The sequence below is a fragment of the Pseudoalteromonas haloplanktis ATCC 14393 genome (assembly GCF_000238355.1).
Classification (GTDB): domain Bacteria; phylum Pseudomonadota; class Gammaproteobacteria; order Enterobacterales; family Alteromonadaceae; genus Pseudoalteromonas; species Pseudoalteromonas haloplanktis.
In genome coordinates, this window is the sequence record NZ_AHCA01000014.1 from 65,332 (window position 1) to 90,478 (window position 25,147).

Below are 25,147 nucleotides of genomic sequence, written 5' to 3' on the forward strand. Positions count from 1 at the left end.
CATGCGGGGCTAAAAAAGCCCCGTATATTTTAAAATACTTGGCAAATAGTATCTGCGTTACAAGTAATCACAGTGACGTTTTCATACCCTACACGGGTTAATGCTTCCGCACTTAAAGTTGCCCGCGCGCCACTGGCACAATGAAGGTAAATCGGTCGTGTAGGGTCTTTTTCAATTTCCATTAACTTCATTTCCAGCAAGCCGCGAGGAATATTAATAGCGCCAGTGGCTGCTTTAGTTGCATGCTCTGCGGGCTCTCTGACGTCAATTAGTAGGCCGTGATTTTGCTCAAGCTCTTGCTTTGCTTGCTCAGCATCAATACGGCGCTGGTTGGGGGTAATTATTTTCATTAGATCTGGGATTGAAGTAAGCATTAGTCTGTAAACCCTCGTTTGCGCAAAAAATTTATAAGTGGGCACCATTTAGTAAACGCTGTTTGGATCAGGTTTACTCCTATAAATAATGTTAACCACATAAAACGGCTATCTACAAAGTAGCTTAATATGACTGAAATTGTCACCATACTACCTGCAAGTAAAAGAATACCGTCACTAATTTTCATATTTATACCTTATATTAGTTTTTCCTAATGTTATTTATATTAGATTTTACTAATGTAAAAATCTATACTTTGCTTAGAACGTTTTAGTGGGATCGTTATGAATATTGAGCAATTAGCGAATAATGCACAGCAGGCTGAACAGTTTTTAAAACTGATGGCGAATAAAAATCGGTTAATGATTTTATGTAGCCTATTAAACAATGAGTTAAGTGTAGGGCAGTTAAATGAGCGTGTGCCGTTAGCGCAATCTGCGCTGTCGCAACATTTGGCGAGCTTACGTAAAGCCGAGATGGTGGCTACACGCCGTGATGGACAAACAATTTATTACTATTTGACCGACCCAAAAGTTGAGTCGGTCATTGCAATGCTTTATCAGTGGTTTTGCAAAGAGGAAGGTGCTAAATAAACGTTGCAATTTCGTCCAGCGATTTTTTCACTAAGGCATGATTAGGTACGGTTGCCTCATCACTGGGGTAACCTGCTACCAAAAGCATATAAGGGCGCTCGTTGTCTTTATCACGACCGCATATATCGGTTAAAAAACTCATTGGCTTTGGTGTATGGGTGAGTGTTGCAAGGCCAGCTCTATGCAGTGCCTGAATTAAAAAGCCTGTTGCAAGGCCGACCGATTCATGCACGTAATAGTTAGTGTTTTTATCATCAGCATTTAACCCACCTTTCTTTTGACTAAATACGGCAATTAACCACGGTGCATGTTCTAAATAGGGCTTGTTAGCATCTGTGCCAAGGGGTTTTAACGCATCAAGCCACTCTTCGCCTGCGCGGCCTTCATAAAAAGAGCGTTCTAGTTTTTCAGCTGCTTCACGAATTTGTTTTTTAACGTCACTAGAATGAATCGCCACAAAATGCCACGGCTGGTGGTTCGCCCCACTTGGTGCTGTGCCTGCGGCTTTAATGCAGGTTTCTATGATGGCTTTTGGCACAGGGCGATCGCTAAAACTACGAATGCTATGACGGCGCTGGCTGGTGGTTAAAAATTCCGTTGCCCGTTCGAGCATTACATCTTCAGGGTATTCGGTAAAATCATTAAGTGGCTGATTATCATGTTGCTGCATGGCTTTTCGCTTCTTATAAAGTGTGTGTGCTATTTTTATACCTAGTGGCGAGAACAGGTGCAAGTACTATCTACTTTACACTTTTGCTTTTTTAGATTGGGTTGTTTATTTATTGAACGTTGTGTTCACAAAATATTCAGCTATGTTTGCATATAGTGTCGATCTAGATGGAGAGAGATCATGAACATTCAAGCCGCTAATCAAGTTAATCAATATCAACTTAACACGCGTTTAAGTGATGCAAATAAACAGGTTGCAACAGCGCAAACTACGCCTGTAGAGAAAACCGCTAAGACTGATGTGATTCAAATATCAGCACAAGCACGGGCTTTGAATGCTCAGCCTATCACACCAGAAGTACCTGCAATTGGTCAAATAGAGCAGCCGATTAACAACAAGGTTCAGCAATATTTAGATATTCAAAAATCATTAGCCAAAGCTGATGCCGTTGATAACTTTACTGATGATAATTTTTCGATCGGTGAAGCGTATTTAGCAAAAAACAACGATACCGTACGTAATGCGTATTTAGCTAAAGATAATATTGAACAAACCAATGAAATTGCTGACATCATGATTGATTCTATCGATCAAGATGATGAGCAAGATGAAAATAATTTACTACAATATTAATCATTAATTTTAGTTAAGTGATATATCAGAATTAAGTCACCTCTCCTAAAGAGTGAAACCAAGCCGCATTTATGCGGCTTTTCTGTTTTCATTCTGTTACAAAGTTATAACCTGCTGCTATTGTTACTAACCTACTGGTAATGTAAGTTAATGAACTTAAATAATTACTATAATTAAATACTAGGAAGTAATAATGCTATCTATTAAAGGGCTCTCGAAAACCTATGACAATGGCGTGCATGCCTTGCAAGGTGTTGATTTAAATATTGAAAAAGGTATGTTTGGATTGCTCGGGCCAAATGGCGCGGGTAAATCATCGTTAATGCGTAGTATTGCCACTTTACAATCGGCTGATTCGGGCAGCATTACTTTTAATAGTATTGATGTCTTCAAAGAACCACAAAAACTACGGGAGCGACTAGGCTACTTACCACAAGATTTTGGTGTTTACCCTCGTGTTTCTGCCTATGATTTACTGGATCACATGGCGGTTTTAAAAGGACTAGACAACAAAGCGCAGCGCAAGGAGTCAGTTGAAGGTTTATTGGCGCACACTAATTTATATCAACACCGTAATAAAGCGGTAAGTGGTTTTTCTGGTGGTATGCGCCAACGTTTTGGTATTGCACAAGCATTACTTGGCGATCCTGATTTATTAATTGTTGATGAGCCTACAGCAGGGCTTGATCCTGAAGAACGTAATCGCTTTCATAACTTACTAGTAAGCTTGGGCGAGAAGAAAGTAGTTATATTATCAACTCATATCGTTGAAGATGTGGCAGAGCTTTGTCCTAACATGGCGGTCCTCGCTGGCGGTAAAATACTACTTGAAGGCAACCCTATCGCGCTGACCGATAAGCTGCAAGGTAAAATTTGGCACAAAACAATGAGCCAAACTGAAGCGCAAGAGCTAGAGCAGCATCTACCTGTTATTTCTAAGCGTTTGTTTGCAGGGCAGACAATTTTAAATGTATATAGTGAGCAAGCTCCAGAAGGGTTTTCTGCAAGCCAGGCCAACTTAGAAGATGTGTATTTTTCTACTTTGCATCAGCATCGCAATACCAGTGCAGCGTAGGGGAATATCATGTTTTTGAATATGCTTACTTTTGAGCTGCGTTATTTTATACGTCAGCCTTCATTTTATGTGACCGCTTTAATCTTTTTTTTAGTGGCTTTTTTTGCAAGTAGCAGTGACAACGTCTTACTTGGTGGCAGTAATGTCAATGTAAACTCACCATTTAGTATTTTGATGTTAATGAGTGGCTTACTGCAGTTTGCTATTTTTCTGGTGGTAAATTTTGTTGCTGGTTCTGCGATTCGTAATGATGAAACGAATATGTCAGAGCTGGTTTTTAGCAAGCCATTCAAGCCATTAATGTATCAATTAGGGCGCTTTTTAGGTGCGTACTGTGTTGTTGCGCTTATTTTTGCGTTTGTACCGCTGGGAATATATTTGGGTTCTGGTTTTGGTTTACTGGTTGGCTGGCTAGATCCTGAGCTCGTCGGGGCTAATAAGTTACATTATTATTTCACTGCTTATTTCTATATCGCAGTGCCTAGTCTGTTTGTTTTAGCGGCTATTTTTAATGGTGTGGCCACATATTTTCGTTCAATGATGGCGGTATATCTTACCGCTGTGGCTTTTTTAATTGCCTATTCAACGATATCTGTTTACTTCGATGATTTAGCGTTTCGTTGGATTGTAGGCTATGCCGATCCTTTTGCTAGTGGCTCATTACTGGATGTTACTCGTTATTGGACTGCAAGTGATAAAAATAGCCAAACGTTAGAACTGACGGGTGTTTTACTTTTTAACCGGGTGTTATGGATTGCCCTTGCTATTATTATATTTTTTGCGTCTGGAAAACTGTCGTCACGTATTGTTATTAAACGTGAGAAGAAAAAACTCGCAGCGTCTAATTTTACTAAACAAAAAGAGGCTGCATTGATTGCCTCTTCGGTGAATCACAAAGCAAGCGCAAGCTCGTTCAAACAGCAACTATTATTACGCTGCGTCTTTGAATTTAAGCATGTCGTGATCAGTGCGCCATTTTTAATTTTAGGCCTTATTACTTTAGCCGTATTAATTGTGCCTTTATTCGCACCGATTGGTTGGTATGGCACAGTTAACTGGCCTGTTACCCAAAATATGGTAGGGATCATTCAAAACGCAATCGGATTATTAATCACCATTGTTATAGTGTACTACAGTGCTGAATTAGTCTGGCGTGAACGTAACAGCGGGATGGGCGATATTGTCGATAGCTTCCCTGTACACAATAGCGTGTTTTGGGTTTCTAAATTAGTGGCTTTAGTAAGTGTTATTGGCTTGCTTTATGTTTTTAGCATGATACTGACAATTGTTGTGCAGTTAGTTAAAGGGCAGTTTAATTTAGAGCTTGGGCAATATCTGTTTAGGTTGGGTTATTTTTCTTTCTTACCTTTTGTGATGCTCGCTATTATGGCGTTCTTTTTGCAAATAGTGAGTGCCAATAAATATATCGGGATGGGATTATTTGCACTGTATTATTTAGTTTCAATTGTACTGAGTAATTATGGTTTTAGTCATAATATGTTTCATTTTGCTCAGTCAAGTCCAGCTCCTTATTCTGATATTAATGGCTATGGTCATTACTTAACTGGGGTGGCATGGTACACACTTTATTGGGGTGGTTTGAGTGTGGTGCTAGCCGTTATTGGGCTTGCATTGTGGCACCGTGGTCCGTCGCAAAGCTTACGCAATCGTTTGGCGCAGTTACAGTATAATTTAGGTCGCAAAGGGCAGGCTATAACCGTGCTTGGCTTAGTGGTATTTGTCGCTGCAGGTGCACAAATTTATTACAACACACGAGTGCTGAATGATTTTTACACAGAAGATCAGTTAGAAAACTTGCAAGTTGAATATGAGCAGAAGTTTGTACAGTATGAAAATGATCCACTGCCGATAATCACTGATGTTGAACTTAATGTGGAGATATATCCGCAGCAACGTAAAATGCTCGCCACAGCCAATGTACTTATTACCAATACCAGTGACCAAGCGATTAAGCGCTTTTTGGTAAGTAAACCGGATAGCAGCCCACAGTGGGGCGTTAAAATTGCCGGTGGCGAAATTGTTGAACAATTACCTGACTATAATTCAGCGTGGTTTGAATTTACCCAGCCGTTAATGCCTGGTGAAGTGCGCAAAGGTGAGATTTCAGTTGAGCGCAGCCACCAAGGTTTTGCGGATAACATTACAGATACTAAGCTTGTTGCTAATGGTACCTTTATTGATAATTGGCGCTTATTCCCACGCTTTGGTTATAACGACAGTTATCAATTAACGGATAAACATGAGCGCCGTAAACGAGGCTTACCTGAGTTACAGCGCGCTAATAAACTTGAAGACACTCAGTATTATAAGCAAAGCATGTTTGGCGCGAATGGCGGTTTTATCAACTTTGCTGCAACCATTACTACCGATGAGTCGCAATTTGCAATTGCCCCTGGTTATTTAAAAAGTGAAACCGTGACTGATGGGCGACGTACGTTCCGTTATGAAATGGATTCACCAATAATAAACTTTTATGCCATTTTATCTGCTCGTTTAGAGTCTAAAAAAATAACGCATAACGGAGTCAATGTTGAAGTTTATTACCATCAAGACCATCCGTGGAACGTAGATCGTATGATTGAGTCGGTTACTGATTCAATTGATTATTTTTCTGCTGAATTTGGTCCTTATCAACATAAGCAAATGCGTATTATTGAGTTCCCTGGCTATCAGTCATTTGCACAAAGTTTTGCAAATACCGTACCTTATTCTGAGCAAATTGGTTTTATTACTGATAACCGAGATAGCAGTAAGATTGATGTGCCGTATTATGTTACAGCGCATGAAGTGGCGCACCAGTGGTGGGGGCATCAGGTTACCGGCGCTAATGTACAAGGTGCAGCGGTATTGTCAGAAAGCCTATCGCAATACAGCGCAATTATGGTGCTTAAGAAAAAATACGGGGAGCAAAAGCTACGTAAATTCTTAAAGTATGAGCTTGATAAGTATTTACAAGGTCGCTCGGTTGAAGCGTATCAAGAAATGCCGTTGTATAAAGTAGAAACTCAAGCGCATATTTATTACCAAAAAGGTTCAGTGGTGATGATGGCCATGCATGATCTGTTTGGTGAGGAACGTTTGAATCGTATCTTAAAAGAGTTTGTTAGTGACTTTAAGTATCAAAATAATCCTTATCCTACTACGCTTGATTTACTTAGCTATTTAAAGCGTGATGCGACTCCCGCTGAGCAAGCGTTTATTGATGATCAGTTTATGTTTATCACTTTATATGAGCTGACCATGAAAGAAGCGAAAGTATCTGATGAGGTTGATAGTGACGGTTTATATACGGTAACACTCACTGTTGAAGCTGCTAAAAAGCGTGCTGATGGTCAAGGGGAAGAAACAGACCAGCCACTTGATGAAATGATTGATATTGCATTATTCAACGATGATCCTGAAAACCTACTAGCAGAAGACTTTGTGATTTATTCACAAAAGCATCGGCTTGTAACAGGCACCAATACAATTGAATTAAAGGTGAAAGAAAAGCCGCTATTCGCGGGGGTTGATCCCTTTGTTAAGTTAATTGATAAAGACAGTGTTGATAACCTAGCTAAGTTTTAGGTTAGTTGACTGGTTTTTAAAAACAACAAGGCCGCACTTATTGCGGCTTTGTTGTATTTCTAAAACGTGTTAATTCATCGGTTAACCACTTATTGGCGGTAACTGTAGTGCCATTAGCTAGGATCACAGTGTAAGGCTTACCACTCCATGAGCTTTTACTGGCAAGGTTGTCAATAAAATCATCAGCTGTTTTTGCATAGCGCCCGGCTCTGCGGTATTTCATGGCTAAGTGTTCAGCGGCTTCTGTACTGGTATGTTCATCGCCATTACGAATAAAGGTGGCCTGACTTTGCTCAATAAAACTAATTAAGTGATTCACTTCTTGTTCTGCGCTTGCGGCAATACTTAGCTGACTAATACAGAGTAAAAGACAGCCGATAAGAATGTGTATATTACGGGATAGATGTTTCATTTTCAGCCTCGTCTAGGTGAAGTGTTACCTGTATTGGGTTGTGGTCCGAACTTTGATATTGCGGTACGCGAGTTGTGCTGATGGTTACACCACGAGTCCACACTTGATCAAGGGCTAAGCCAAACGCTTTAGTGCGTTTATCGTCTAGGTAGAGCGTTTCAGATAACCCGAGTTTGCTTAAAGCATTTACCACCACAGCTTGTCTCGCATCGCTCCATGCATTGAGATCACCTGCAAAAATAATCGGCCCTTGGTGTTGCTGCATCACTTGTACGGCAGCCTCGATTTGTTGTTGGTAGTTCTCAGTACCTAGTGTGAAGTTTATGCCATGTAAATTCACACTTAATAAGCGTTGTTGACCTGCCATAGCATATTCAACGATATTGGTTGCTTTAGGGCTGCGTAACCAGGGCTCAGTATGAGTAAATGTACAATGCACGGTTGCAGGCCAGCGGCTTAATGTCATCACGCCTGATTGTTGATCGCCACTTTTGTAACCGGGTGAAAAGCGCCAGTATGGTTTGAGTGTACTTAGTTGTGAATCTGCAATCGCCTCTTGCAGCAACACCATATCGGCCTGCTCATTTAACTGTGCCAGATCTTGATAAAGCCCTTTATTTTGCGCTTTATAAATATTCCAACTCAGCAGTTTAAGCTGTTCAGGGATAATGTATTTGTTACTATATGTTTGTTGCCTGCTGGCATGAAGCTGTTGGGCGCATTGCGCGGGTGTATGTGCTGTTTCAGTAAAGCCCTTGTCTTCATCTGATTGTGGTGTGCTGGCCAAAGCTGTGATGCTTAGCGAAACAATTACAGAAGTAACACAAGTAACAAGAAAAAGTGATTTTATCTGCATCAATTACCTTAAAGCAAAGTGGCTAAAAAGAGAGTTATCCACATATTAGGCACCATAAATACGATAAAGTTCCTATAAGAGCTTGCCAAGCTAGTGAATACCGCTTGCTGTCTACATTTTCAATACAGTTTCTTACTTTTTTTAGTACGCATTCATTTTACACTTCGTATCAATAAATTAATTAGGATGAAGTAATGCGAATATTTATAGCTGGTTTGTTATTTTTAGTGCTTGCAGGTTGTTCGGCCGTAACAATTCAACCACAAAAAATAGCTAAACTAAACTCAAAACCGACTTATCAAGATAGTCGGCCATTTTTTATGTGGGGACTGGTTGGTGAGCAACGTGTTGATGTGAAAAAAGTCTGTGGCGAGCAAGCTGTAGTGCAAATGCAGTCTCAGCAAACATTTACCGACGGCGCGTTAGGATTAGTAACATTAGGCATTTATGCTCCCCATACCATTAGCGTGTGGTGTAATGAACAACAAGTTAAAGGAGCTGAAATATGAAGAACTTAAGCTTTTTAATACTGTGTATATTCATGATGATTTTAACGGGTTGCACAAATATTCACTTTGATAATGGTGAATATGATGATTTAGCTAATAATCATAAAAGTGAGCAGTGGCATCACAACTTTGCCGCCGCTCTTTATGAGGGCTCCGACGCAGTTGATTTATCAGCTATTTGCCCAGATACGCAGTGGCAAAGTGTCCACACATACAAATCGTTTACTAATGGCTTAGCCGAGCTGGTTGTAAATGAAGTAGGCCCTATTTGGTATCCTAAAACAGTTGAAGTTAGCTGTGCAAAGGTGCCTTACCAAGTAAAATAACAGTAACTATAAGAACAGTACGGTTGGCTTCACAATAACTACATTGGAGCCAACTTTATAATCACAATCCGAAATATTATCCATTTCTTCCCTATTTATTTCAGTTAACCTTTTAACACTGTTAAAAATATGTCAAGTCGGTAGAATAAAGCGCACTAAATTAAAAGCTAACGGCTCGTTAGTACTGAAATAAATATCCCAGATAAATAAGAGATAATTATGAGCGGCTCAGATCGTGTTATTGAACAATTAGTACTTGGTTTTTGGCGATTATTAGACTGGCAAATTACACCGCAACAATGTTTAACTTTTCTTGAGCAAGCTGTTGAAGCGGGTGTAACACATACAGATCATGCTGATATTTATGGTGAATATGGCTGTGAGCGTGAGTTTGGTAAAGCCTTGGCACTAAAGCCAAGTATTCGTGATGAAATTAAAATTATTACTAAATGCGGTATTAAACCGGCCTTTGCAAGCTTAGGCTTAGCGGGTAAAGCCAATCATTATGATTCAAGTACACAGCATATCATCACTTCAGCTCAGCAATCCCTTAAGCACTTTAATACCGACCGTTTAGACGTATTACTTATTCATCGCCCTGATTACTTGATGGATGCAGATGAAGTTGCTCAAGCATTTAATACTCTTAAGCAAAATGGTGATGTACTGGAATTTGGGGTATCTAATTTTACTCCTTCACAGTTGAGTTTATTGCAGTCACGTTTGGACTTTGAATTGGTCACTAACCAAATAGAGTTTTCACCTTATGAAATGAAAGCGCTTGATGATGGCACGTTGGATCAATGTCAGTTGCTCGATATAAAACCTATGTGTTGGTCGCCGCTGGCAGGCGGGCGCTTGTTCGCAGAAAACGATGAAAAAGCCATTCGTCTACGCCATGTGCTTGAACAAGTTGGCAATGAAATTGGTGCAAGCTCAATTGACCAAGTCGTTTATGCTTGGTTGTTAATGCACCCAAGTGCACCATCGGTAGTACTTGGTACGGGCAATATCAAACGTATTGAGTCTGCGGTTGCAGCTAAGCGGTTAAAATTAAACCGTGAGCAATGGTATCGTATTTGGCAGGGCTCTACAGGGCATAGTGTGCCGTAGGAGTTTTATGCTATAAGTTTGAAGCAGTCTGAGTTTAAGGTAAGTCTTGACATAAAATCTGGATTGATTAGTTTCTTGGCTTACCGCTTACCGCTTACCGCTTACCGCTTACCAAGATCGAGAAAGGGCCTTGCGGCCCTTAGTGTTGCAGCAAGTAACACATTCTTTTTATAGGCTAAAGTCCATTGCAAAAGCAACGTAAGCCTTAATATCACTGTCATCCATATCTGTATCTGATAGGCCAAAAGTGAAACCATCTTTAGAAATAGACACACCGTAGTCGATGATGTCGTCATCACCAATAAAATCGCCAGAATAATGACCTAGGTGCAGTGCCATTTCAGTACCATTACTACCAAGTGCAAACCCATAATCTGCGGTTAAGTACAATGAGTCACCAAAATCTGTGCCATCACCACTTGCCGCTGAAGTTGCAAGCACTGAAGCGCCAAAACTAAAGCCGCCCATGCTAATGCTACCGTAGATTTCAGAAAAATCTGCATCAGCACCTGATGCAGCATCTGGGTATGCATAATAGATGTAACCAACGTCGTAACTCATGTTTTCATTAATATCACCACCAAAGCCTGCGTAAAGGTCAAGCTCATAGGTCATTCCATCGGCCCAACTAGCATTAGATGCCCAAGTACCTGCATAAAAGCCTGACTCGCTGGCGTAATCAATACCGCCAGATATAGCTGCATCACCACCAGTTTGTTCTTGACCACGCCATAAGTAGTTTGACGTTGCGGCGGCGTTGGCTGTTACTTCGGCATAAGCTGCTGTTGATGTAGCTGCCATAAATGCAAGTGTGCTGATAGCAATCGCTGATTTTAGTTTTAACATGTTTAGTATCCTGTTGTTATGCTGATTTTTTGGTTAAGCAATTATTAATTAGATTGCAGTCTATAAATTGCTGGTCCCATTTCTAGTTGTCTGATTGGATAATTGCACCGCTTATGCCAAGTTAAATAAAAATCCTTAAAATAAATTTAATATCTTTTTAAAACATGTGGTTAAATTGTGAGCTTAGAATGATAGGAGAATCTTGATTGATTGTTGTGCACTTAGTTGGTGCATAAAAAAACCCGCATGCACAAATCAGTTGCAGCGGGTTTTTGTATTCTTTACTGGGGTTTAGCCAAAGATAGTACGCATTAGGCTGATAGTCTCAGCAACCCCTCGGCCTTTTTGTACTTCACTGATAATTGAGTCACGTTTCGCACGGATATGTTCTGGCATATCTTCGGCAGCAAGAGCGCGGTCAACGAGTATTTCAGCTGACTCTTTGCCACGACGTACTTTTTTAGTGGTGGTACTTGTAGCCCGCTTCGGTTTATTTAATAATTTGATATAGTTTGAGTTTTCAGCAGTAGTCGTATCTGCATAATAGAAAAAACATGGTATAAGAGCTTTGATTGCTACAAGTTGTTGATCTTGTTCGCTATCACCATTGGCCATTTTAAACCAAGACATAGCATGCACAGCTTGTACAATATCTTGCCAGTAGCGTGCAAAATCACGATTACTGAGTTTGGTAATTGCTAACGCAGAGCATAATGAGTCTAGACGTGAGTTATTAATTGGCGTAAATACATCAGGGCGACGCATTGCCAACAGACGGGTTGCAGGTGCTAGCGTTGGTTTCTCATTATTATCGGTAAAAGCATGTACGTATTTAAGCACAAAATCTTGGTAATTAGCTTCTGTTACTTCACCTTCAAGAGGAATGTGTGCTAACGCTTCATCAAATAAAGCGGGTAGGTCTGCAAGCATTTGATGAAAGGCTTTGGCGCTCTTTGTAGAGCAAAACCATTCAACATCAAAGTTATAGCTACTTGGATCAAGCGCTGAAGTATGTTTACCAGTAAAGGTTAATAAGTCTTCAGGGATCATCTCTTTTAAAGATTGCTCACGGATACTAGCAATATACTGAGTCAGACGTAACTGCTCATCAAGCGCTAATGCGTCTTTGTGCTGTTCAACAAATACACTGACAACCGGCCAAGGCGCGACACGAAGTGTTTTTAATTGTAAAAAGCTAATAGCTGAAATTAATAGGTCATGAAGTTTTTTTAAAACCGGTAATTGCTTTGTTTCAAGTAAATCGTGATTGATACGATCGCGACTAGCGCTCAGTAATTCATAGCACCAACCCAAGAAGTCTTCAGGATGATTTTCTATTTTTACCGCCATCAGGTTTAAGCTGATTTCAGAAGCCTGCTTTAGAATATTTTGATAAATATGGCCTTCTTGCTCGCTTAATGCCATTTGTGAGGGGGAAATGAGCAGTTTTTTCATGCCTGATGGTACTCCGGTTAGATACATTTTCAGTTGTTTAATTTTAGCGCAAAATGGCTTAGAACAACAGGGCTGTGCATCATACCGAAGAATACAAGGGATGCAATCAAGATAGTTATGAAATCTCAAGATTGCATCATTGCTGTATTAATCGTGCTCATCGAGTATAAATAGACTCTCAACCGAGGTATTAAAGTGCAGTGCTATTTTCAACGCAATGATCACCGACGGTGTAAAGCGCGATGTTTCGACCGTACTAATGGTTTTGCGCGAAACATTAATCGCATCGGCTAGTTCTTGCTGCGATAGCCCCGCGGCTTTGCGAAATTCTGCTATATGGTTTTGCACATTAACTCCTAATCACGACTTTGCCAAAGGATGGAAATACCGTACACCAAACTCATAACAGCTAAGTAAAAAGTAGCCATCATACTATGCGATACTTGTAACGCGAGACTGTCAGAGCATAAATATATTGTGCCCATGCTAAATAACAGTGCCAGTACAACATGTTTATAGGCAATCGTATCTATGGTGTTTAAATACTCATCTTTATAAGTCAGGCGGTAACTTAATTTCCATGTAAAACCGCCTCTGATCACAAACATAAAGAATGAGCCAAGAAAAGCTGCACTTCCTAAAAACAACAACGGTACTGATGTGTGATTAAGTATGGGGTAACCACTGATAATTAGTAAAGTTACACCCATGAATATGGAAAACCATGCGTTTTGCGCCATAAATTTTTCTTCGGTTTTAATATCTTGTTGTTTCATAATATCCATCCTGTGAAAGTTTTAATTTGTGTTTTTGTAACCTACAGGTATCAATGTAACCTTGAGGTATCATTTGGTCAACTTGTTTCTGTAACCTAAAGGTATCAAAATATTTCAGTAAGAATTTATATCGAAGGTGTAACAGCTAGGAAATGGCTTTTTTATAGTTATAGCAATGATTTTCGTGCTAACTCCCGCTATGATAAGAGTATTATTTGCACATTTGAAAGGACCATCATGAAAACCTTATTTAAAGTTATTGGCGTTATACTGTTATTGCTTGTTGCTTTAATTGTTGCTGCGCCGTTTTTAATCCCTACCGATGCAATCTTTAACAAAGTTTCGCAACAGGTAGAGCAAACCACAGGGCGAGCTCTGACCATTAAAGGTGATAAAACCTTATCTGTTTTTCCGTCATTAAAACTTGAGCTTGAAGATGTGCACTTTGCCAATATGAAAACGGGCTCACGCGCTGATATGGCAAGCATGCAGCAACTGGCCATTCATATTCCGTGGTTTTCGCTATTTGGTGGTGAACTGAAACTAGAAAAGTTTGTGATCAATGAACCAAATATTCTGCTTGAAACAGATAAAAATGGTAAAGCAAACTGGCAATTATTTGATGCGGTTGCAGAGCAGCCAGCAGCGCAGCAACAAAATAGTGGCCCAGTTAAGCTACCTGAAAACTTTGATATTGCATTAGGTGAAGTGGCCATTTACGGCGGTAAGTTTGTTTACTTAGATGGTGCGACTGGCGTTAAGCAAGAGATCAGCGATCTTGAGTTAGCAATTTTACTGCCTTCATTACATAAAACATTAGAGGTAAAAGGCGCAATTACTTATATGCAAGAGCGCTTTGAACTGGATGTAACGGTTGATAACCCCGCTAAAGCCATTGCAGGTGATACCTTTAATGTGACTAAAAGTGTGACTTCTCGATTGGTCGATGTTGAGTTTAAAGGCTCAATTGCTGAGCAAGGCAAAGATATTCAAGGTCAATTAGCACTTAGCGGTGATTCCGTTAAAGATATTGCTAAATGGCAAGGAGTAGAGCTGAACGCTAAAGAAAACGCATTTAATGCCTTTAGCGTTAGCGGTAAAATGCGCATGCAAGGTGACAAGTTTAACCTAGCTGAATTAGTTGCGACATTGGATTCGTTAGAGATCAAGGGTAAAAGTGAGTTAAACCTTGGCAAGCGCCTAGCTGTTACGGCTGATATTGATTTAGGCATGCTTGATTTAAATCCATACCTACCAGAAGCGGTTGCACAAACTGAAGCGCCAGAGCCTGCAAAGGATGCTCCCGCGCAGCCAATTGTTTGGAATGACACAAAAATGGATTTAAGTGGCTTAAATGCCCTTGATGCTAATGTCGTGATCCGCTCAAGTGGCTTAAAAGCAAATGAAATCAAACTTGGTGCCAATCAGTTTACAATTAATCTTAAAAACGCGTTTGCTTCCGTTAGTCTAGATAAATTTGCCGCCTACGAAGGTAATGGTAAAGGCACAATTACAGTTAATGCGAAACAAGCACCATATAAAATTGCCACCAACTTCTCATTAGATAAAATAGATGCCCAACCATTGCTAACCGATGCTGCTGGTTTTGATAAGCTAATGGGCAAAGGCTCGTTAAATTGGGACTTAGCAACATCAGGGCAAAGCCAAAAAGATTTTATGGGTGCCCTGCAAGGTAAACTAGCATTTGAGTTTGCTGATGGCGCAGTTAAAGGCGCTAATATCGCTGAAATGGTACGTAAAGGCAAAGAGCTAATTAAAGGCAACCTTGGAGCAGTATCAGAAGGGCTCGATACTGGCTTTGATAATTCCCAGCAAACCGATTTCTCAGCACTGACTGGTAGTTTTAACTTTACCAATGGCGTTGGCAAGAACACAGATCTGAGTTTACTAAGCCCGTTAGTACGTATCAGTGGTGAAGGAGATATAAACCTTCCAGCTACGACGGTTAACTATCGCTTAGTCACTGGCATTGTTGATTCACTTGAGGGGCAGGGCACGACAGATGATAGCACTGGCTTTAAAATACCGGTGCGTATCAAAGGACCATTCCATGATGTTGGCATTAGTTTAGACGTAAGCAAAGCCGCAGAAGACGAAGTTAAAGAAAAAGCAAAAGATAAAATTAAAGATAAATTAAAAGGTTTATTTGGCAATTAAGCCGATTTTATTCGGTGATAAAACAATCAGGGCATAAATTTGCCTTGATTGTTTTATAATCAATGAAAAAATAGCAAAAACTGTTTGCCAAGCAAAATAACCACCCTCGTATTTCTAAATTAATTAAAAAATAACCTACCACTACCCCTCCAATGCTGATACAATTGCCCGCCCTTGGAATGCAACTAGATTGTTTTTCGAGTGGTTTTTAACCTAAATGCCTTGATTTTAAACGATTTAAGGCAGTTGTAATAACTACACCGGAGGTCATTAACATGATCCAAATGCAAACTCAGCTGGAAGTTGCTGATAACAGCGGCGCTCGCAAAGTGCAGTGTATTAAAGTCTTAGGCGGTTCGCACCGTCGTTATGCAGCGATTGGTGACATCATTAAAGTTTCTGTTAAAGAAGCAATTCCTCGCGGTAAAGTGAAGAAAGGTGATGTTAAAAACGCGGTAGTTGTGCGTACTAAGAAAGGCGTTCGTCGTCCAGATGGTTCTTTGATCCGTTTTGACAGCAATGCGGCTGTTATCTTAAATGATAACTTGCAGCCAATTGGTACACGTATTTTCGGCCCTGTGACTCGCGAACTTCGTAATGATAAGTTCATGAAAATCGTTTCACTAGCCCCAGAAGTACTGTAAGGAGTCAATCATGGCAGCAAAAATCCGTCGTGATGACGAAGTAATCGTTCTAGCAGGTAAAGACAAAGGTAAGCGCGGCAAAGTGCTTTCAGTTGTTACCGAGTCTGGTCGAGTATTTGTCGAAGGCATTAACTTAATCAAGAAGCACCAAAAGCCGGTTCCACAATTGAACCAGCCTGGCGGCATTGTTGAGAAAGAAGCGTCTATTGACGTATCAAACGTTGCGATCTTCAACTCGGAAACGAGTAAAGCAGATCGTGTAGGTTTCAAGATTGAAGATGGTAAGAAATTACGTATCTTTAAATCTACTGGTAAAACTATCTAATAGTTGGAGTAGAATGATGGCGAAACTGCATGAAGTATATAAAGACAAAGTAGTTGCTGAACTTCAAGAGAAGTTTGGTTTCAGCTCTGTCATGCAAGTCCCTCAGATCGAAAAGATCACATTGAATATGGGTGTGGGCGAAGCCCTAGCTGACAAGAAAATTTTAGATAACGCTGTTGCGGATCTAGAAGCTATTGCTGGTCAGAAGCCACTTATTACTAAAGCACGCAAATCTGTTGCTGGCTTTAAAGTACGTGAAGGCTACCCAATTGGCTGTAAAGTAACCTTACGCGGCGAGCGTATGTGGGACTTTTTTGAGCGTTTGGTTTCAATCGCTATCCCACGTATCCGTGACTTCCGTGGTGTAAGTGCTAAGTCTTTTGATGGGCGTGGTAACTACAGCATGGGCGTACGTGAACAAATCATCTTCCCAGAAATTGATTATGATAAAGTAGACCGTGTACGCGGTATGGATATCACAATCACTACATCTGCGAAAACAGATGAGGAAGGCCGTGCGTTGTTAGAAGCGTTTAACTTCCCATTCAAGAAATAAGGGTAGGGTTATGGCAAAGAATTCTATGAAAGCGCGCGAAGCAAAGCGCACGAAATTAGTTGCTCAGTACGCTGAAAAGCGCGCAGCACTAAAAGCTATCATCAGTGATGTGAAAACATCTGACGATGATCGTTGGGACGCGGTATTAAAGCTACAAGCTTTACCACGTGATTCTAGCCCTGCACGTCAACGTAATCGTTGTAACATTACGGGCCGCCCACATGGTTACCTTCGCAAATTCGGCATGAGCCGTATTAAAGTTCGCGAAGCAGCTATGCGCGGTGAAATTCCTGGCCTTAAAAAGGCTAGCTGGTAATAGAATCACGGGAGTAAGACTATGAGCTTGCAAGATCCTATCGCGGATTTGTTCACACGTATCCGTAACGGTCAGTCAGCGAAGAAAGTATCTGTAACGATGCCTAATTCAAAACTGAAAGTAGCATTAGCTAAAGTATTAAAAGATGAAGGTTACATCACTGATTTCACTGTAAGTGGTGATGTTAAACCTGAGCTTTCTATCGAGTTGAAATACTTCGAAGGCAAAGCTGTTATTGAAAATATCCAGCGTGTTAGCCGCCCTGGTTTACGTATCTATAAGAAACGTGACGAATTACCGAAGGTAATGGGTGGTCTAGGTATCGCTATCGTATCAACTTCTAAAGGCCTAATGACAGACCGCGCCGCACGTAGTGCTGGTGTTGGTGGTGAAATCATTGGTTTTGTAGCTTAATCGGAGGGGAACTATGTCTCGCATAGCAAAGGCACCAATTAATGTTCCTGCCGGTGTAGAAGTTACATTAAAAGGCCAGGACATCACAGTTAAAGGCAAAAACGGTGAATTAACGCGTACTATCAACGATGCCGTTGAAGTACAAGTTAACGACAACGTTATTACAACTTTACCTCGTGAAGGCGTAGCCAATGCATGGGCACAAGCAGGTACTGCTCGCGCTCTAATCAACAACATGGTTGTTGGTACGCATGAAGGTTACGAGAAGAAACTTCAGTTAGTGGGCGTTGGTTACCGTGCTGCAGCTAAGGGTAAAACATTAGATTTAACTCTTGGTTTCTCACACCCAGTTAACTTCGCAGTTCCTGAGGGAATTACGATTGAAACTCCAAGCCAAACAGAAGTTCTAGTTAAGGGCGTAGATAAGCAGTTAGTTGGTCAAACAGCTGCTAACATTCGTGCATACCGTAAACCTGAGCCTTATAAAGGTAAAGGTGTTCGCTATTCAGATGAGAATGTACGCCGTAAAGAGGCTAAGAAGAAGTAAGGTAAGACGATGGATAAAAAAACAGCTCGTCTACGTCGTGCTAAACGCACTCGTAGAAATTATATTGAACAAGGCACAACGCGTCTTGTTATCCACCGCACGCCACGTCACATTTACGCTCAAGTTGTAAACGCTGAGGGTAATGTACTGGCTGCTGCTTCTACTGTTGAAAAAGCTATTAGCGAAACAGTTAAAGGCACAGGCAACATTGCAGCTGCACAAGCAGTTGGTAAAGCAGTTGCTGAACGTGCGGCTGACAAAGGCATCGAAAAGATTGCTTTTGATCGCAGTGGCTTTAAATATCACGGCCGTGTGAAGGCGCTAGCAGATGCTGCGCGTGAAGCCGGTTTGCAATTCTAGGAGTAGACAATGGCTAACGTAGAAGCAAAGCAACAACAGCCTGATCTAGCTGAAAAGCTAATCGCGGTGAACCGTGTGTCTAAAGTAGTTAAAGGTGGTCGTATCTTTAGCTTCACTGCACTAACAGTAGTTGGTGACGGCGCAGGTAAAGTAGGTTTCGGTTATGGTAAAGCACGTGAAGTTCCAGCTGCTATTCAAAAAGCAATGGAAAAAGCACGTCGTAACATGATCAACGTAGACCTAAATGGCAACACATTACAGCATCCTGTTAAAGGACGTCATGCTGGCTCACAAGTGTTCATGAAACCAGCATCTGAAGGTACTGGTATCATCGCAGGTGGTGCTATGCGTGCAGTACTTGAAGTGACTGGTGTGCAGAACGTACTTTCTAAATGTTACGGTTCTACTAACCCGATCAACGTTGTACGTGCAACGATCTCAGCTCTTGAGAACATGAACTCTCCTGAGTCTATCGCTGCAAAACGTGGTCTTCGAGTAGATGAGATTCTGGGGTAAACCATGGCTAATAAAACTGTAAAAGTAACACAAGTAAAGAGCTCTATCGGTCGTTTACCGAAGCATAAAGCTACATTACGCGGTCTTGGTTTACGTCGTATCAATCACACTGTTGAGTTGGAAGACACAGCATGTGTACGTGGTATGATCAACCAAGTTTCATACATGGTTAAGGTTGAGGGGTAATTCGAATGCATTTGAATACACTTTCTCCTGCTGCAGGTTCAAAATCTGCTGGTAAACGTGTTGGTCGTGGTATCGGTTCTGGTCTTGGTAAGACTGGTGGCCGTGGTCACAAAGGTCAAAAATCACGTTCTGGCGGTAAAGTACGCGTTGGTTTTGAAGGCGGTCAAATGCCTATGCAACGTCGTCTACCAAAGTTTGGTTTCACTTCTCGCAAATCGTTAGTATCTGCAGAAATTAACCTATACGAAATCGCTAAAGTTGAAGGCGATGTGGTAGACCTAGGTACGTTACAGGCAGCTGGTCTAGTTAAAAAGAACGTTCAGTTCGTTAAAGTTGTTAAATCTGGCGAAGTTTCACGCGCAGTTACTGTTAAAGGCCTTAAAGCCTCTAAAGGTGCTCGCGAAGCTATCGAAGCCGCCGGAGGCAAGGTAGAAGACTAAGGAAGTACTAATGGCTAAACCAGGTCAAGATATACAAAGTGCACAAAGTGGGCTTTCGGAATTGAAACGTCGATTACTATTTGTATTGGGCGCTATCATTATTTACCGTCTAGGTTCATTTGTGCCAATCCCTGGGATTGACGCCGCTGTACTTGCCGATTTCTTCGAGCAACAAAAGGGCACCATTGTTGAAATGTTTAACATGTTCAGCGGTGGTGCGCTTGAGCGCGCTTCGGTGTTAGCACTGGGTATTATGCCTTACATCACAGCTTCAATTATTACGCAACTATTAACGCATATGTATCCGCCGTTTATAGAGCTTAAGAAAGAAGGTGAACAAGGTCGTAAGAAAATTAGCCAGTACACACGCTACGGCACGCTCTTGCTTGCTACTATCCAATCAATCGGTATTGCCACAAGCTTACCGGGTATGATGGACGGGTTAGTTGTTAACCCTGGTCTCGGTTTCTACTTCACCGCTGTGGTGAGCTTAGTAACCGGTACTATGTTCCTAATGTGGTTGGGCGAGCAAATAACTGAACGTGGTATCGGTAACGGTATCTCAGTTCTGATATTTGTTGGTATTGTAGCTAACCTGCCGTCTGCTATTGGTTCGACAGCCGAAATGGCGCGCCAAGGTGATTTACATGTTTTAGCACTGTTATTGATTGCGGTAATCGTATTCGCTGTTACTTATCTTGTAGTGTTCTTTGAACGTGGTCAACGTCGTATTGTCGTTAACTACGCAAAACGCCAACAAGGTCGTCAAGTATTTGCTGCCCAAAGCACGCATTTACCACTAAAAGTAAACATGGCGGGTGTTATTCCACCAATCTTTGCTAGCAGTATAATTCTGTTCCCTGGTACAATTGCCAGCTGGTTCGGCCAGGGTGAAGGTCCTGTCGCTGATGTGCTACAAGCCATTGCTACAACGTTGACTCCAGGTCAACCTTTGTATGCATTAGTTTTAGCTGCGGCTATTATCTTCTTCTGCTTTTTCTATACAGCGTTGGTGTTTAACCCACGTGAAACTGCAGATAACCTGAAAAAATCTGGCGCATTTATCCCAGGTATTCGTCCAGGCGAGCAGACATCGAAATACATTGATAAAGTGATGACACGCCTGACATTGGCAGGTGCTTTGTATATAACCTTTATCTGTCTGGTGCCCGAATTCATGACGATGGCATGGCAAACGCCATTCTACTTCGGCGGTACATCAATTTTGATTATCGTTGTTGTCATCATGGACTTTATGGCACAAGTACAGACTCATATGATGTCTCATCAATATGATTCTGTGCTGAAAAAAGCGAACCTTAAAGGCTATGGTCGATAAGGTCAGTTTACGGAGTTGAGCAATGAAAGTACGTGCTTCCGTTAAGAAAATATGCCGTAACTGTAAAGTTATTAAACGTGCCGGTGTTGTACGTGTAATTTGCAGTGAGCCTAAGCATAAGCAAAGGCAAGGTTAATTAATAAGTCGTGCAGGCTGAGGTTTCTCGGCCTGTGTTTTCAGTTGTGATTTGGTCTTCGTTTGAGTATCCTTACGGGCTCTTCAAACAGATGATAACCGAATTCAAATATAGGAGATGTGTTAGTGGCCCGTATCGCTGGCATTAACGTCCCTGATCATAAACATGCAGTTATTGGTTTAACAGCTATTTATGGCATAGGTAAGACTCGCTCTAAGGCTATCTTAGTAGCGACTGGTATCGCCGAGACCACAAAAATCGGTGAACTTTCAGACGAAACACTTGACGTACTTCGTGAAGAAGTTGGCAAGTACACTGTAGAAGGTGACCTTCGTCGTGAAGTTACTTTGAATATCAAGCGCCTTATGGACCTTGGTTGTTACCGTGGCCTACGTCACCGTCGCTCTTTACCACTACGTGGTCAAAGAACTAAGACTAACGCGCGTACCCGTAAGGGTCCTCGTAAGCCTATTAAGCGATAAGGGGATAGTATTATGGCTAAGACACCAATTCGTCGTAAAAAGGTTAAAAAGCAAGTTGCTGATGGTATGGCTCACGTTCATGCTTCTTTCAACAACACTATTGTTACAATTACCGACCGTCAAGGTAATGCACTATCATGGGCTACTGCCGGTGGTTCAGGTTTCCGTGGTTCACGTAAATCTACACCATTCGCTGCTCAGGTTGCTGCAGAGCGTGCAGGTACTGCTGCTCAAGAATACGGTTTAAAAAATCTAGAAGTTTTCATTAAAGGTCCAGGTCCAGGTCGTGAATCTGCTGTACGTGCTTTGAATGCTGCTGGTTACCGTATCACCAACATCACTGACGTGACGCCAATACCACATAATGGTTGTCGTCCACCGAAGAAACGTCGCGTTTAACAATAGGTTAGGAGAAATAACATGGCAAGATATTTGGGCCCTAAGCTCAAGCTGAGTCGTCGTGAAGGTACTGACCTGTTCCTTAAGAGCGGCGTAAGAGCTATCGACTCTAAGTGTAAACTTGAGACTGCACCTGGTCAGCACGGCGCTCGTAAAGGTCGCTTATCTGATTACGGTTTACAATTACGTGAAAAGCAAAAAGTACGTCGTATCTACGGTGTATTAGAAAAGCAATTCCGTAACTACTACAAAGAAGCTGCTCGCCTTAAAGGCAACACAGGTGAAAACTTGTTACAGCTTTTAGAGCAACGTTTAGACAATGTTGTATACCGCATGGGTTTTGCAAGCACACGTGCTGAAGCACGTCAGTTAGTAAGCCACAAAGCGGTTTTAGTTAATGGTCGTGTAGTGAACATTCCTTCATTTGTAATTACTCCAGAAGATGTAGTAGTTATCCGTGAAAAGTCTAAGACACAAGCTCGTATCATCGCTGCTCTAGAACTAGCCGAGCAACGTGAAAAACCGACTTGGGTTGAAGTTGACGGTAAGAAAATGGAAGGTAATTTTAAACGCCTACCAGAGCGTTCAGACCTGTCTGCGGACATCAATGAACAACTAATCGTCGAACTTTACTCTAAGTAAAGTTAAGAGTTAAGAGAGGATAAAATGCAGGGTTCTGTTACAGAATTTCTAAAACCAAGGTTAGTCGATATCGACGCTATTAACCCAACTCGTTCTAAAGTAGTTTTAGAGCCATTAGAGCGTGGCTTCGGTCATACTCTTGGGAATGCCTTACGCCGTATACTTCTTTCGTCAATGCCAGGATGTGCAGTAACCGAAGTTGAAATCGACGGTGTGTTGCACGAATACAGCGCGAAAGAAGGCGTACAAGAAGACATCATTGAAATTCTGTTAAATCTTAAAGGTCTAGCAGTTACTTTGGAAGGTAAAGATGAAGTTTTTCTTACCCTGACTAAGTCTGGTGTAGGCCCTGTGACTGCGGCTGATATTCAGCACGACGGCGATGTAACAATTGCTAACCCAGATCATGTTATTTGTCATTTAACGGCAGATAATAGTGCGATCAGCATGAGAATTCGTGTTGAACGTGGTCGTGGGTATGTGCCGGCATCAAGCCGATTATCCTCTGATGACGATGAGCGTCCAATTGGTAGATTGTTGCTTGATGCATCATTTAGTCCTGTTGAACGTATTGCGTACTCGGTTGAATCAGCACGTGTTGAACAACGTACAGACTTAGACAAGTTAATCATTGATATGGAAACAAACGGCACTTTAGATCCTGAAGAAGCGATCCGCCGTGCGTCTACTATCTTAGCTGAACAGCTAGAAGCATTCGTAGATCTACGTGATGTTACTGAGCCAGAAGAGAAAGAAGAGAAGCCAGAATTCGATCCTATTCTACTTCGTCCAGTTGATGATCTTGAACTAACAGTACGTTCTGCAAACTGTTTGAAAGCCGAGCAAATTCAATATATCGGTGATTTAGTTCAGCGCACAGAAGTTGAGCTTCTTAAAACGCCTAACTTAGGCAAGAAGTCTCTGACTGAAATTAAAGACGTGCTAGCTTCACGTGGTCTATCTCTAGGTATGCGCCTAGAAAACTGGCCACCTGCAAGCCTAGCTGAATAATCTAAATCACTATATTAGTTTAGTTAGAAGGATAGGGTCATGCGCCATCGTAAGAGTGGTCGTCAATTAAACCGTAACAGCAGCCATCGTAAAGCGATGTTCAGCAATATGGCAGGTTCTTTGGTGAAACATGAAATCATCAAAACTACTTTGCCAAAAGCGAAAGAGTTACGTCGTGTAATTGAACCTTTAATCACACTGGCTAAGACTGACAGTGTAGCAAATCGCCGTTTAGCGTTTGCTCGCACGCGTGATAAAGAAGTAGTTGGTAAATTGTTCAGTGAAATCGGTCCTCGTAACACAGACCGTCCAGGTGGTTACACTCGTATTATCAAGTGTGGCTTCCGTGCTGGTGACAATGCACCAATGGCTTATATTGAACTAGTAGGTCGCACATCTGCGAACGAAGAAGTTCAAGAAGACGCGCAGTCTGCTGAGTAAGTCTTAAAGACACCAAAAAGCCGAGCTTAATGCTCGGCTTTTTAATGCTTAAAATTCCTAACAATAAACAAGCTACTTAAGTTCCCTCAAATAAGCACTGCTTTCTTTCAAAACATCTCTAATGTAATAGCAAGCAGTCATACCAATCGACTTAAATATTTAACCATTCTAGCGAGCTAAATAAAGCGCTAACTGCGTTATAAATTTTTCATGTAGAACAACTACATGTCAAAATTTATGCCTTGTTATCACGTCATTTATCTGTCGCTATAAATGGTCAGTAACTTAACACGATTGGTATCACTTTATTTTTACTACTTACTACGCATATTGATCGCATTGTGGATCTTCAATAATGATCATTGAGTTTAAGGTATTTAAAAGATCTTATGTTTAGTAGGCCAAAGAGGCTGATAAAAGGCCAGTTTAGTATTTTTTTTGGGCGCTTAGTTTAAATAATCAACGAAAAGTCATTTATTTCATGTTTTCTTCAAAAAAGGGTTGATCTGTTTTTGGATCGCCCTATAATGCGACCCCACTGAGACGGCAGAGCAGGCAACGCTTAAGCTGCAAGCAAGTCACTTAGTAAGTCGAGTAAAACTTGAGTTTAGATTTTTTAGAAAGTTTAAAATTAAGTGTTGACAAAAAAATAGGAAAGCGTAACATGCGCAGCCCTAGCGAGATAAAGCCAAGCGCTTTAATCGCAACGTTCTTTAACAATATAAAGCAATCATCTGTGTGGGCACTCGTACAGATTGAGTTCTAACAGCAGATTCTAGTTCGCTAGATGACGCAAACAAATTTAGAGTCTCAATTGAACTGAGTGACCAACAGCAGTAAATTTATTTATTGCAGCACAGTCAATTCAATATCGAAAGATATTAAATAATTCAGAATTCATTGAGCTGTCGAAAGACAAAAAACTTTTAATTGAAGAGTTTGATCATGGCTCAGATTGAACGCTGGCGGCAGGCCTAACACATGCAAG

Annotated in this window: 34 protein-coding genes; 25 read left to right on the forward strand and 9 right to left on the reverse strand. The window is 41.2% G+C overall.

Features of this window, described 5'->3' with window-relative positions; genetic code table 11:
* Positions 1-29 precede the first annotated feature (29 nt).
* Entirely contained in the window at positions 30-374 is a 345-nt protein-coding gene (locus PHAL_RS0119795) for a rhodanese-like domain-containing protein (protein WP_016710175.1), read from the reverse strand.
* Positions 374-562: a YgaP family membrane protein gene (locus PHAL_RS0119800; RefSeq protein WP_016710177.1), complete on the reverse strand. Its 189-nt coding sequence runs from the start codon at positions 560-562 to the stop codon at positions 374-376. The genes PHAL_RS0119795 and PHAL_RS0119800 overlap by 1 nt, the downstream gene beginning before the upstream one ends.
* A 97-nt stretch (positions 563-659) precedes the next feature.
* Here PHAL_RS0119800 and PHAL_RS0119805 point away from each other — a divergent pair, with 97 nt between their 5' ends.
* Positions 660-968 (forward strand): ArsR/SmtB family transcription factor, encoded by a 309-nt coding sequence (locus PHAL_RS0119805; protein WP_016710179.1) that lies wholly within the window; start codon positions 660-662, stop codon positions 966-968.
* On the opposite strand, the gene PHAL_RS0119810 is transcribed toward PHAL_RS0119805, so the two are convergent.
* Positions 961-1,638, reverse strand: coding sequence for a nitroreductase family protein (locus PHAL_RS0119810; protein WP_016710180.1), 678 nt, complete (start codon positions 1,636-1,638; stop codon positions 961-963). The two genes, PHAL_RS0119805 and PHAL_RS0119810, sit on opposite strands and share 8 nt — an antisense overlap.
* A 180-nt stretch (positions 1,639-1,818) precedes the next feature.
* Between PHAL_RS0119810 and PHAL_RS0119815 the strand changes: the two genes are divergently transcribed.
* The 3 genes from PHAL_RS0119815 to PHAL_RS0119825 all read left to right on the forward strand — a co-directional run bounded on the left by PHAL_RS0119815 (position 1,819) and on the right by PHAL_RS0119825 (position 6,934).
* On the forward strand, positions 1,819-2,271 hold the full coding sequence (locus tag PHAL_RS0119815; protein WP_016710181.1) for a hypothetical protein: 453 nt from the start codon (positions 1,819-1,821) through the stop codon (positions 2,269-2,271).
* Positions 2,272-2,464: 193 nt separating this feature from the next.
* Positions 2,465-3,346, forward strand: a complete 882-nt coding sequence (locus PHAL_RS0119820; RefSeq protein ID WP_016710182.1) for an ABC transporter ATP-binding protein — start codon at positions 2,465-2,467, stop codon at positions 3,344-3,346.
* A 9-nt stretch (positions 3,347-3,355) separates the two neighbouring features.
* Positions 3,356-6,934 carry an ABC transporter permease/M1 family aminopeptidase gene (locus PHAL_RS0119825; RefSeq protein WP_016710183.1) on the forward strand — a complete coding sequence of 1,193 codons (3,579 nt, stop codon included), beginning with the start codon at positions 3,356-3,358 and terminating at the stop codon, positions 6,932-6,934.
* A 37-nt stretch (positions 6,935-6,971) separates the two neighbouring features.
* Here the strand turns inward: PHAL_RS0119825 and PHAL_RS0119830 are convergent, their stop codons facing one another.
* Entirely contained in the window at positions 6,972-7,346 is a 375-nt protein-coding gene (locus tag PHAL_RS0119830) for a YfeK family protein (protein ID WP_016710184.1), read from the reverse strand.
* Positions 7,327-8,202 (reverse strand): endonuclease/exonuclease/phosphatase family protein, encoded by an 876-nt coding sequence (locus PHAL_RS0119835; RefSeq protein ID WP_016710185.1) that lies wholly within the window; start codon positions 8,200-8,202, stop codon positions 7,327-7,329. The genes PHAL_RS0119830 and PHAL_RS0119835 overlap by 20 nt, the downstream gene beginning before the upstream one ends.
* 194 nt (positions 8,203-8,396) lie before the next feature.
* Between PHAL_RS0119835 and PHAL_RS0119840 the strand changes: the two genes are divergently transcribed.
* The 3 genes from PHAL_RS0119840 (at position 8,397) to PHAL_RS0119850 (ending at position 10,150) form a co-directional block, all read left to right on the forward strand.
* Positions 8,397-8,711, forward strand: a complete 315-nt coding sequence (locus PHAL_RS0119840) for a Bor family protein (protein ID WP_016710186.1) — start codon at positions 8,397-8,399, stop codon at positions 8,709-8,711.
* Positions 8,708-9,037: a Bor/Iss family lipoprotein gene (locus PHAL_RS0119845; protein WP_016710187.1), complete on the forward strand. Its 330-nt coding sequence runs from the start codon at positions 8,708-8,710 to the stop codon at positions 9,035-9,037. Before PHAL_RS0119840 ends, PHAL_RS0119845 begins: the two co-directional genes overlap by 4 nt.
* 219 nt (positions 9,038-9,256) lie before the next feature.
* Positions 9,257-10,150, forward strand: coding sequence for an aldo/keto reductase (locus PHAL_RS0119850; protein ID WP_016710188.1), 894 nt, complete (start codon positions 9,257-9,259; stop codon positions 10,148-10,150).
* Between the two features lie 168 nt (positions 10,151-10,318).
* Here PHAL_RS0119850 and PHAL_RS0119855 read toward each other — a convergent pair whose 3' ends face one another.
* The 4 genes from PHAL_RS0119855 to PHAL_RS0119870 all read right to left on the reverse strand — a co-directional run bounded on the left by PHAL_RS0119855 (position 10,319) and on the right by PHAL_RS0119870 (position 13,227).
* Complete coding sequence (locus PHAL_RS0119855; protein WP_016710189.1) at positions 10,319-10,996, reverse strand: TorF family putative porin; 678 nt, start codon at positions 10,994-10,996, stop codon at positions 10,319-10,321.
* Positions 10,997-11,287: 291 nt separating this feature from the next.
* On the reverse strand, positions 11,288-12,451 hold the full coding sequence (locus PHAL_RS0119860; RefSeq protein WP_029216267.1) for a hypothetical protein: 1,164 nt from the start codon (positions 12,449-12,451) through the stop codon (positions 11,288-11,290).
* Positions 12,452-12,598: 147 nt separating this feature from the next.
* The gene (locus PHAL_RS0119865; RefSeq protein ID WP_016710191.1) at positions 12,599-12,799 is read right to left on the reverse strand and encodes a helix-turn-helix transcriptional regulator; all 201 of its coding nucleotides are present in this window, start codon (positions 12,797-12,799) and stop codon (positions 12,599-12,601) included.
* An 8-nt stretch (positions 12,800-12,807) separates the two neighbouring features.
* On the reverse strand, positions 12,808-13,227 hold the full coding sequence (locus PHAL_RS0119870) for a hypothetical protein (protein ID WP_016710192.1): 420 nt from the start codon (positions 13,225-13,227) through the stop codon (positions 12,808-12,810).
* A gap of 237 nt (positions 13,228-13,464) precedes the next feature.
* On the opposite strand from PHAL_RS0119870, the gene PHAL_RS0119875 reads away from it, so the two are divergent.
* The 18 genes from PHAL_RS0119875 to rplQ all read left to right on the forward strand — a co-directional run bounded on the left by PHAL_RS0119875 (position 13,465) and on the right by rplQ (position 24,159).
* Positions 13,465-15,405: an AsmA family protein gene (locus PHAL_RS0119875; protein ID WP_016710193.1), complete on the forward strand. Its 1,941-nt coding sequence runs from the start codon at positions 13,465-13,467 to the stop codon at positions 15,403-15,405.
* Positions 15,406-15,680: 275 nt separating this feature from the next.
* Complete coding sequence (rplN, locus tag PHAL_RS0119880) at positions 15,681-16,049, forward strand: 50S ribosomal protein L14 (RefSeq protein WP_011329449.1); 369 nt, start codon at positions 15,681-15,683, stop codon at positions 16,047-16,049.
* Between the two features lie 10 nt (positions 16,050-16,059).
* Positions 16,060-16,374, forward strand: a complete 315-nt coding sequence (gene rplX / locus PHAL_RS0119885; protein WP_016710194.1) for a 50S ribosomal protein L24 — start codon at positions 16,060-16,062, stop codon at positions 16,372-16,374.
* A 16-nt stretch (positions 16,375-16,390) separates the two neighbouring features.
* Positions 16,391-16,930 carry a 50S ribosomal protein L5 gene (rplE, locus tag PHAL_RS0119890; RefSeq protein ID WP_016710195.1) on the forward strand — a complete coding sequence of 180 codons (540 nt, stop codon included), beginning with the start codon at positions 16,391-16,393 and terminating at the stop codon, positions 16,928-16,930.
* A 10-nt stretch (positions 16,931-16,940) separates the two neighbouring features.
* The gene (gene rpsN / locus PHAL_RS0119895) at positions 16,941-17,246 is read left to right on the forward strand and encodes a 30S ribosomal protein S14 (RefSeq protein WP_016710196.1); all 306 of its coding nucleotides are present in this window, start codon (positions 16,941-16,943) and stop codon (positions 17,244-17,246) included.
* Positions 17,247-17,267: 21 nt separating this feature from the next.
* Positions 17,268-17,660: a 30S ribosomal protein S8 gene (rpsH, locus tag PHAL_RS0119900; RefSeq protein WP_016710197.1), complete on the forward strand. Its 393-nt coding sequence runs from the start codon at positions 17,268-17,270 to the stop codon at positions 17,658-17,660.
* Between the two features lie 13 nt (positions 17,661-17,673).
* A complete protein-coding gene (gene rplF / locus PHAL_RS0119905) occupies positions 17,674-18,207 on the forward strand; it encodes a 50S ribosomal protein L6 (protein WP_016710198.1) in 534 nt (177 codons plus the stop codon).
* Positions 18,208-18,216: 9 nt separating this feature from the next.
* On the forward strand, positions 18,217-18,567 hold the full coding sequence (gene rplR, locus PHAL_RS0119910; RefSeq protein WP_016710199.1) for a 50S ribosomal protein L18: 351 nt from the start codon (positions 18,217-18,219) through the stop codon (positions 18,565-18,567).
* A 9-nt stretch (positions 18,568-18,576) separates the two neighbouring features.
* A complete protein-coding gene (rpsE, locus tag PHAL_RS0119915) occupies positions 18,577-19,083 on the forward strand; it encodes a 30S ribosomal protein S5 (protein WP_016710200.1) in 507 nt (168 codons plus the stop codon).
* Positions 19,084-19,086: 3 nt separating this feature from the next.
* Positions 19,087-19,269: a 50S ribosomal protein L30 gene (gene rpmD, locus PHAL_RS0119920; RefSeq protein WP_016710201.1), complete on the forward strand. Its 183-nt coding sequence runs from the start codon at positions 19,087-19,089 to the stop codon at positions 19,267-19,269.
* A 5-nt stretch (positions 19,270-19,274) separates the two neighbouring features.
* The gene (gene rplO, locus PHAL_RS0119925; RefSeq protein ID WP_016710202.1) at positions 19,275-19,709 is read left to right on the forward strand and encodes a 50S ribosomal protein L15; all 435 of its coding nucleotides are present in this window, start codon (positions 19,275-19,277) and stop codon (positions 19,707-19,709) included.
* 10 nt (positions 19,710-19,719) lie between these two features.
* Positions 19,720-21,048: a preprotein translocase subunit SecY gene (gene secY / locus PHAL_RS0119930; protein WP_016710203.1), complete on the forward strand. Its 1,329-nt coding sequence runs from the start codon at positions 19,720-19,722 to the stop codon at positions 21,046-21,048.
* Between the two features lie 22 nt (positions 21,049-21,070).
* Positions 21,071-21,184, forward strand: coding sequence for a 50S ribosomal protein L36 (rpmJ, locus tag PHAL_RS23980; protein WP_002959476.1), 114 nt, complete (start codon positions 21,071-21,073; stop codon positions 21,182-21,184).
* A 125-nt stretch (positions 21,185-21,309) separates the two neighbouring features.
* Positions 21,310-21,666: a 30S ribosomal protein S13 gene (gene rpsM / locus PHAL_RS0119940; protein ID WP_016710204.1), complete on the forward strand. Its 357-nt coding sequence runs from the start codon at positions 21,310-21,312 to the stop codon at positions 21,664-21,666.
* Between the two features lie 12 nt (positions 21,667-21,678).
* Positions 21,679-22,065 carry a 30S ribosomal protein S11 gene (gene rpsK / locus PHAL_RS0119945; RefSeq protein WP_002959471.1) on the forward strand — a complete coding sequence of 129 codons (387 nt, stop codon included), beginning with the start codon at positions 21,679-21,681 and terminating at the stop codon, positions 22,063-22,065.
* Positions 22,066-22,086: 21 nt separating this feature from the next.
* Entirely contained in the window at positions 22,087-22,707 is a 621-nt protein-coding gene (rpsD, locus tag PHAL_RS0119950) for a 30S ribosomal protein S4 (RefSeq protein WP_016710205.1), read from the forward strand.
* 24 nt (positions 22,708-22,731) lie between these two features.
* Positions 22,732-23,718 (forward strand): DNA-directed RNA polymerase subunit alpha, encoded by a 987-nt coding sequence (locus PHAL_RS0119955; protein WP_016710206.1) that lies wholly within the window; start codon positions 22,732-22,734, stop codon positions 23,716-23,718.
* A 39-nt stretch (positions 23,719-23,757) separates the two neighbouring features.
* Positions 23,758-24,159 carry a 50S ribosomal protein L17 gene (rplQ, locus tag PHAL_RS0119960; protein WP_016710207.1) on the forward strand — a complete coding sequence of 134 codons (402 nt, stop codon included), beginning with the start codon at positions 23,758-23,760 and terminating at the stop codon, positions 24,157-24,159.
* Positions 24,160-25,147 lie beyond the last annotated feature (988 nt).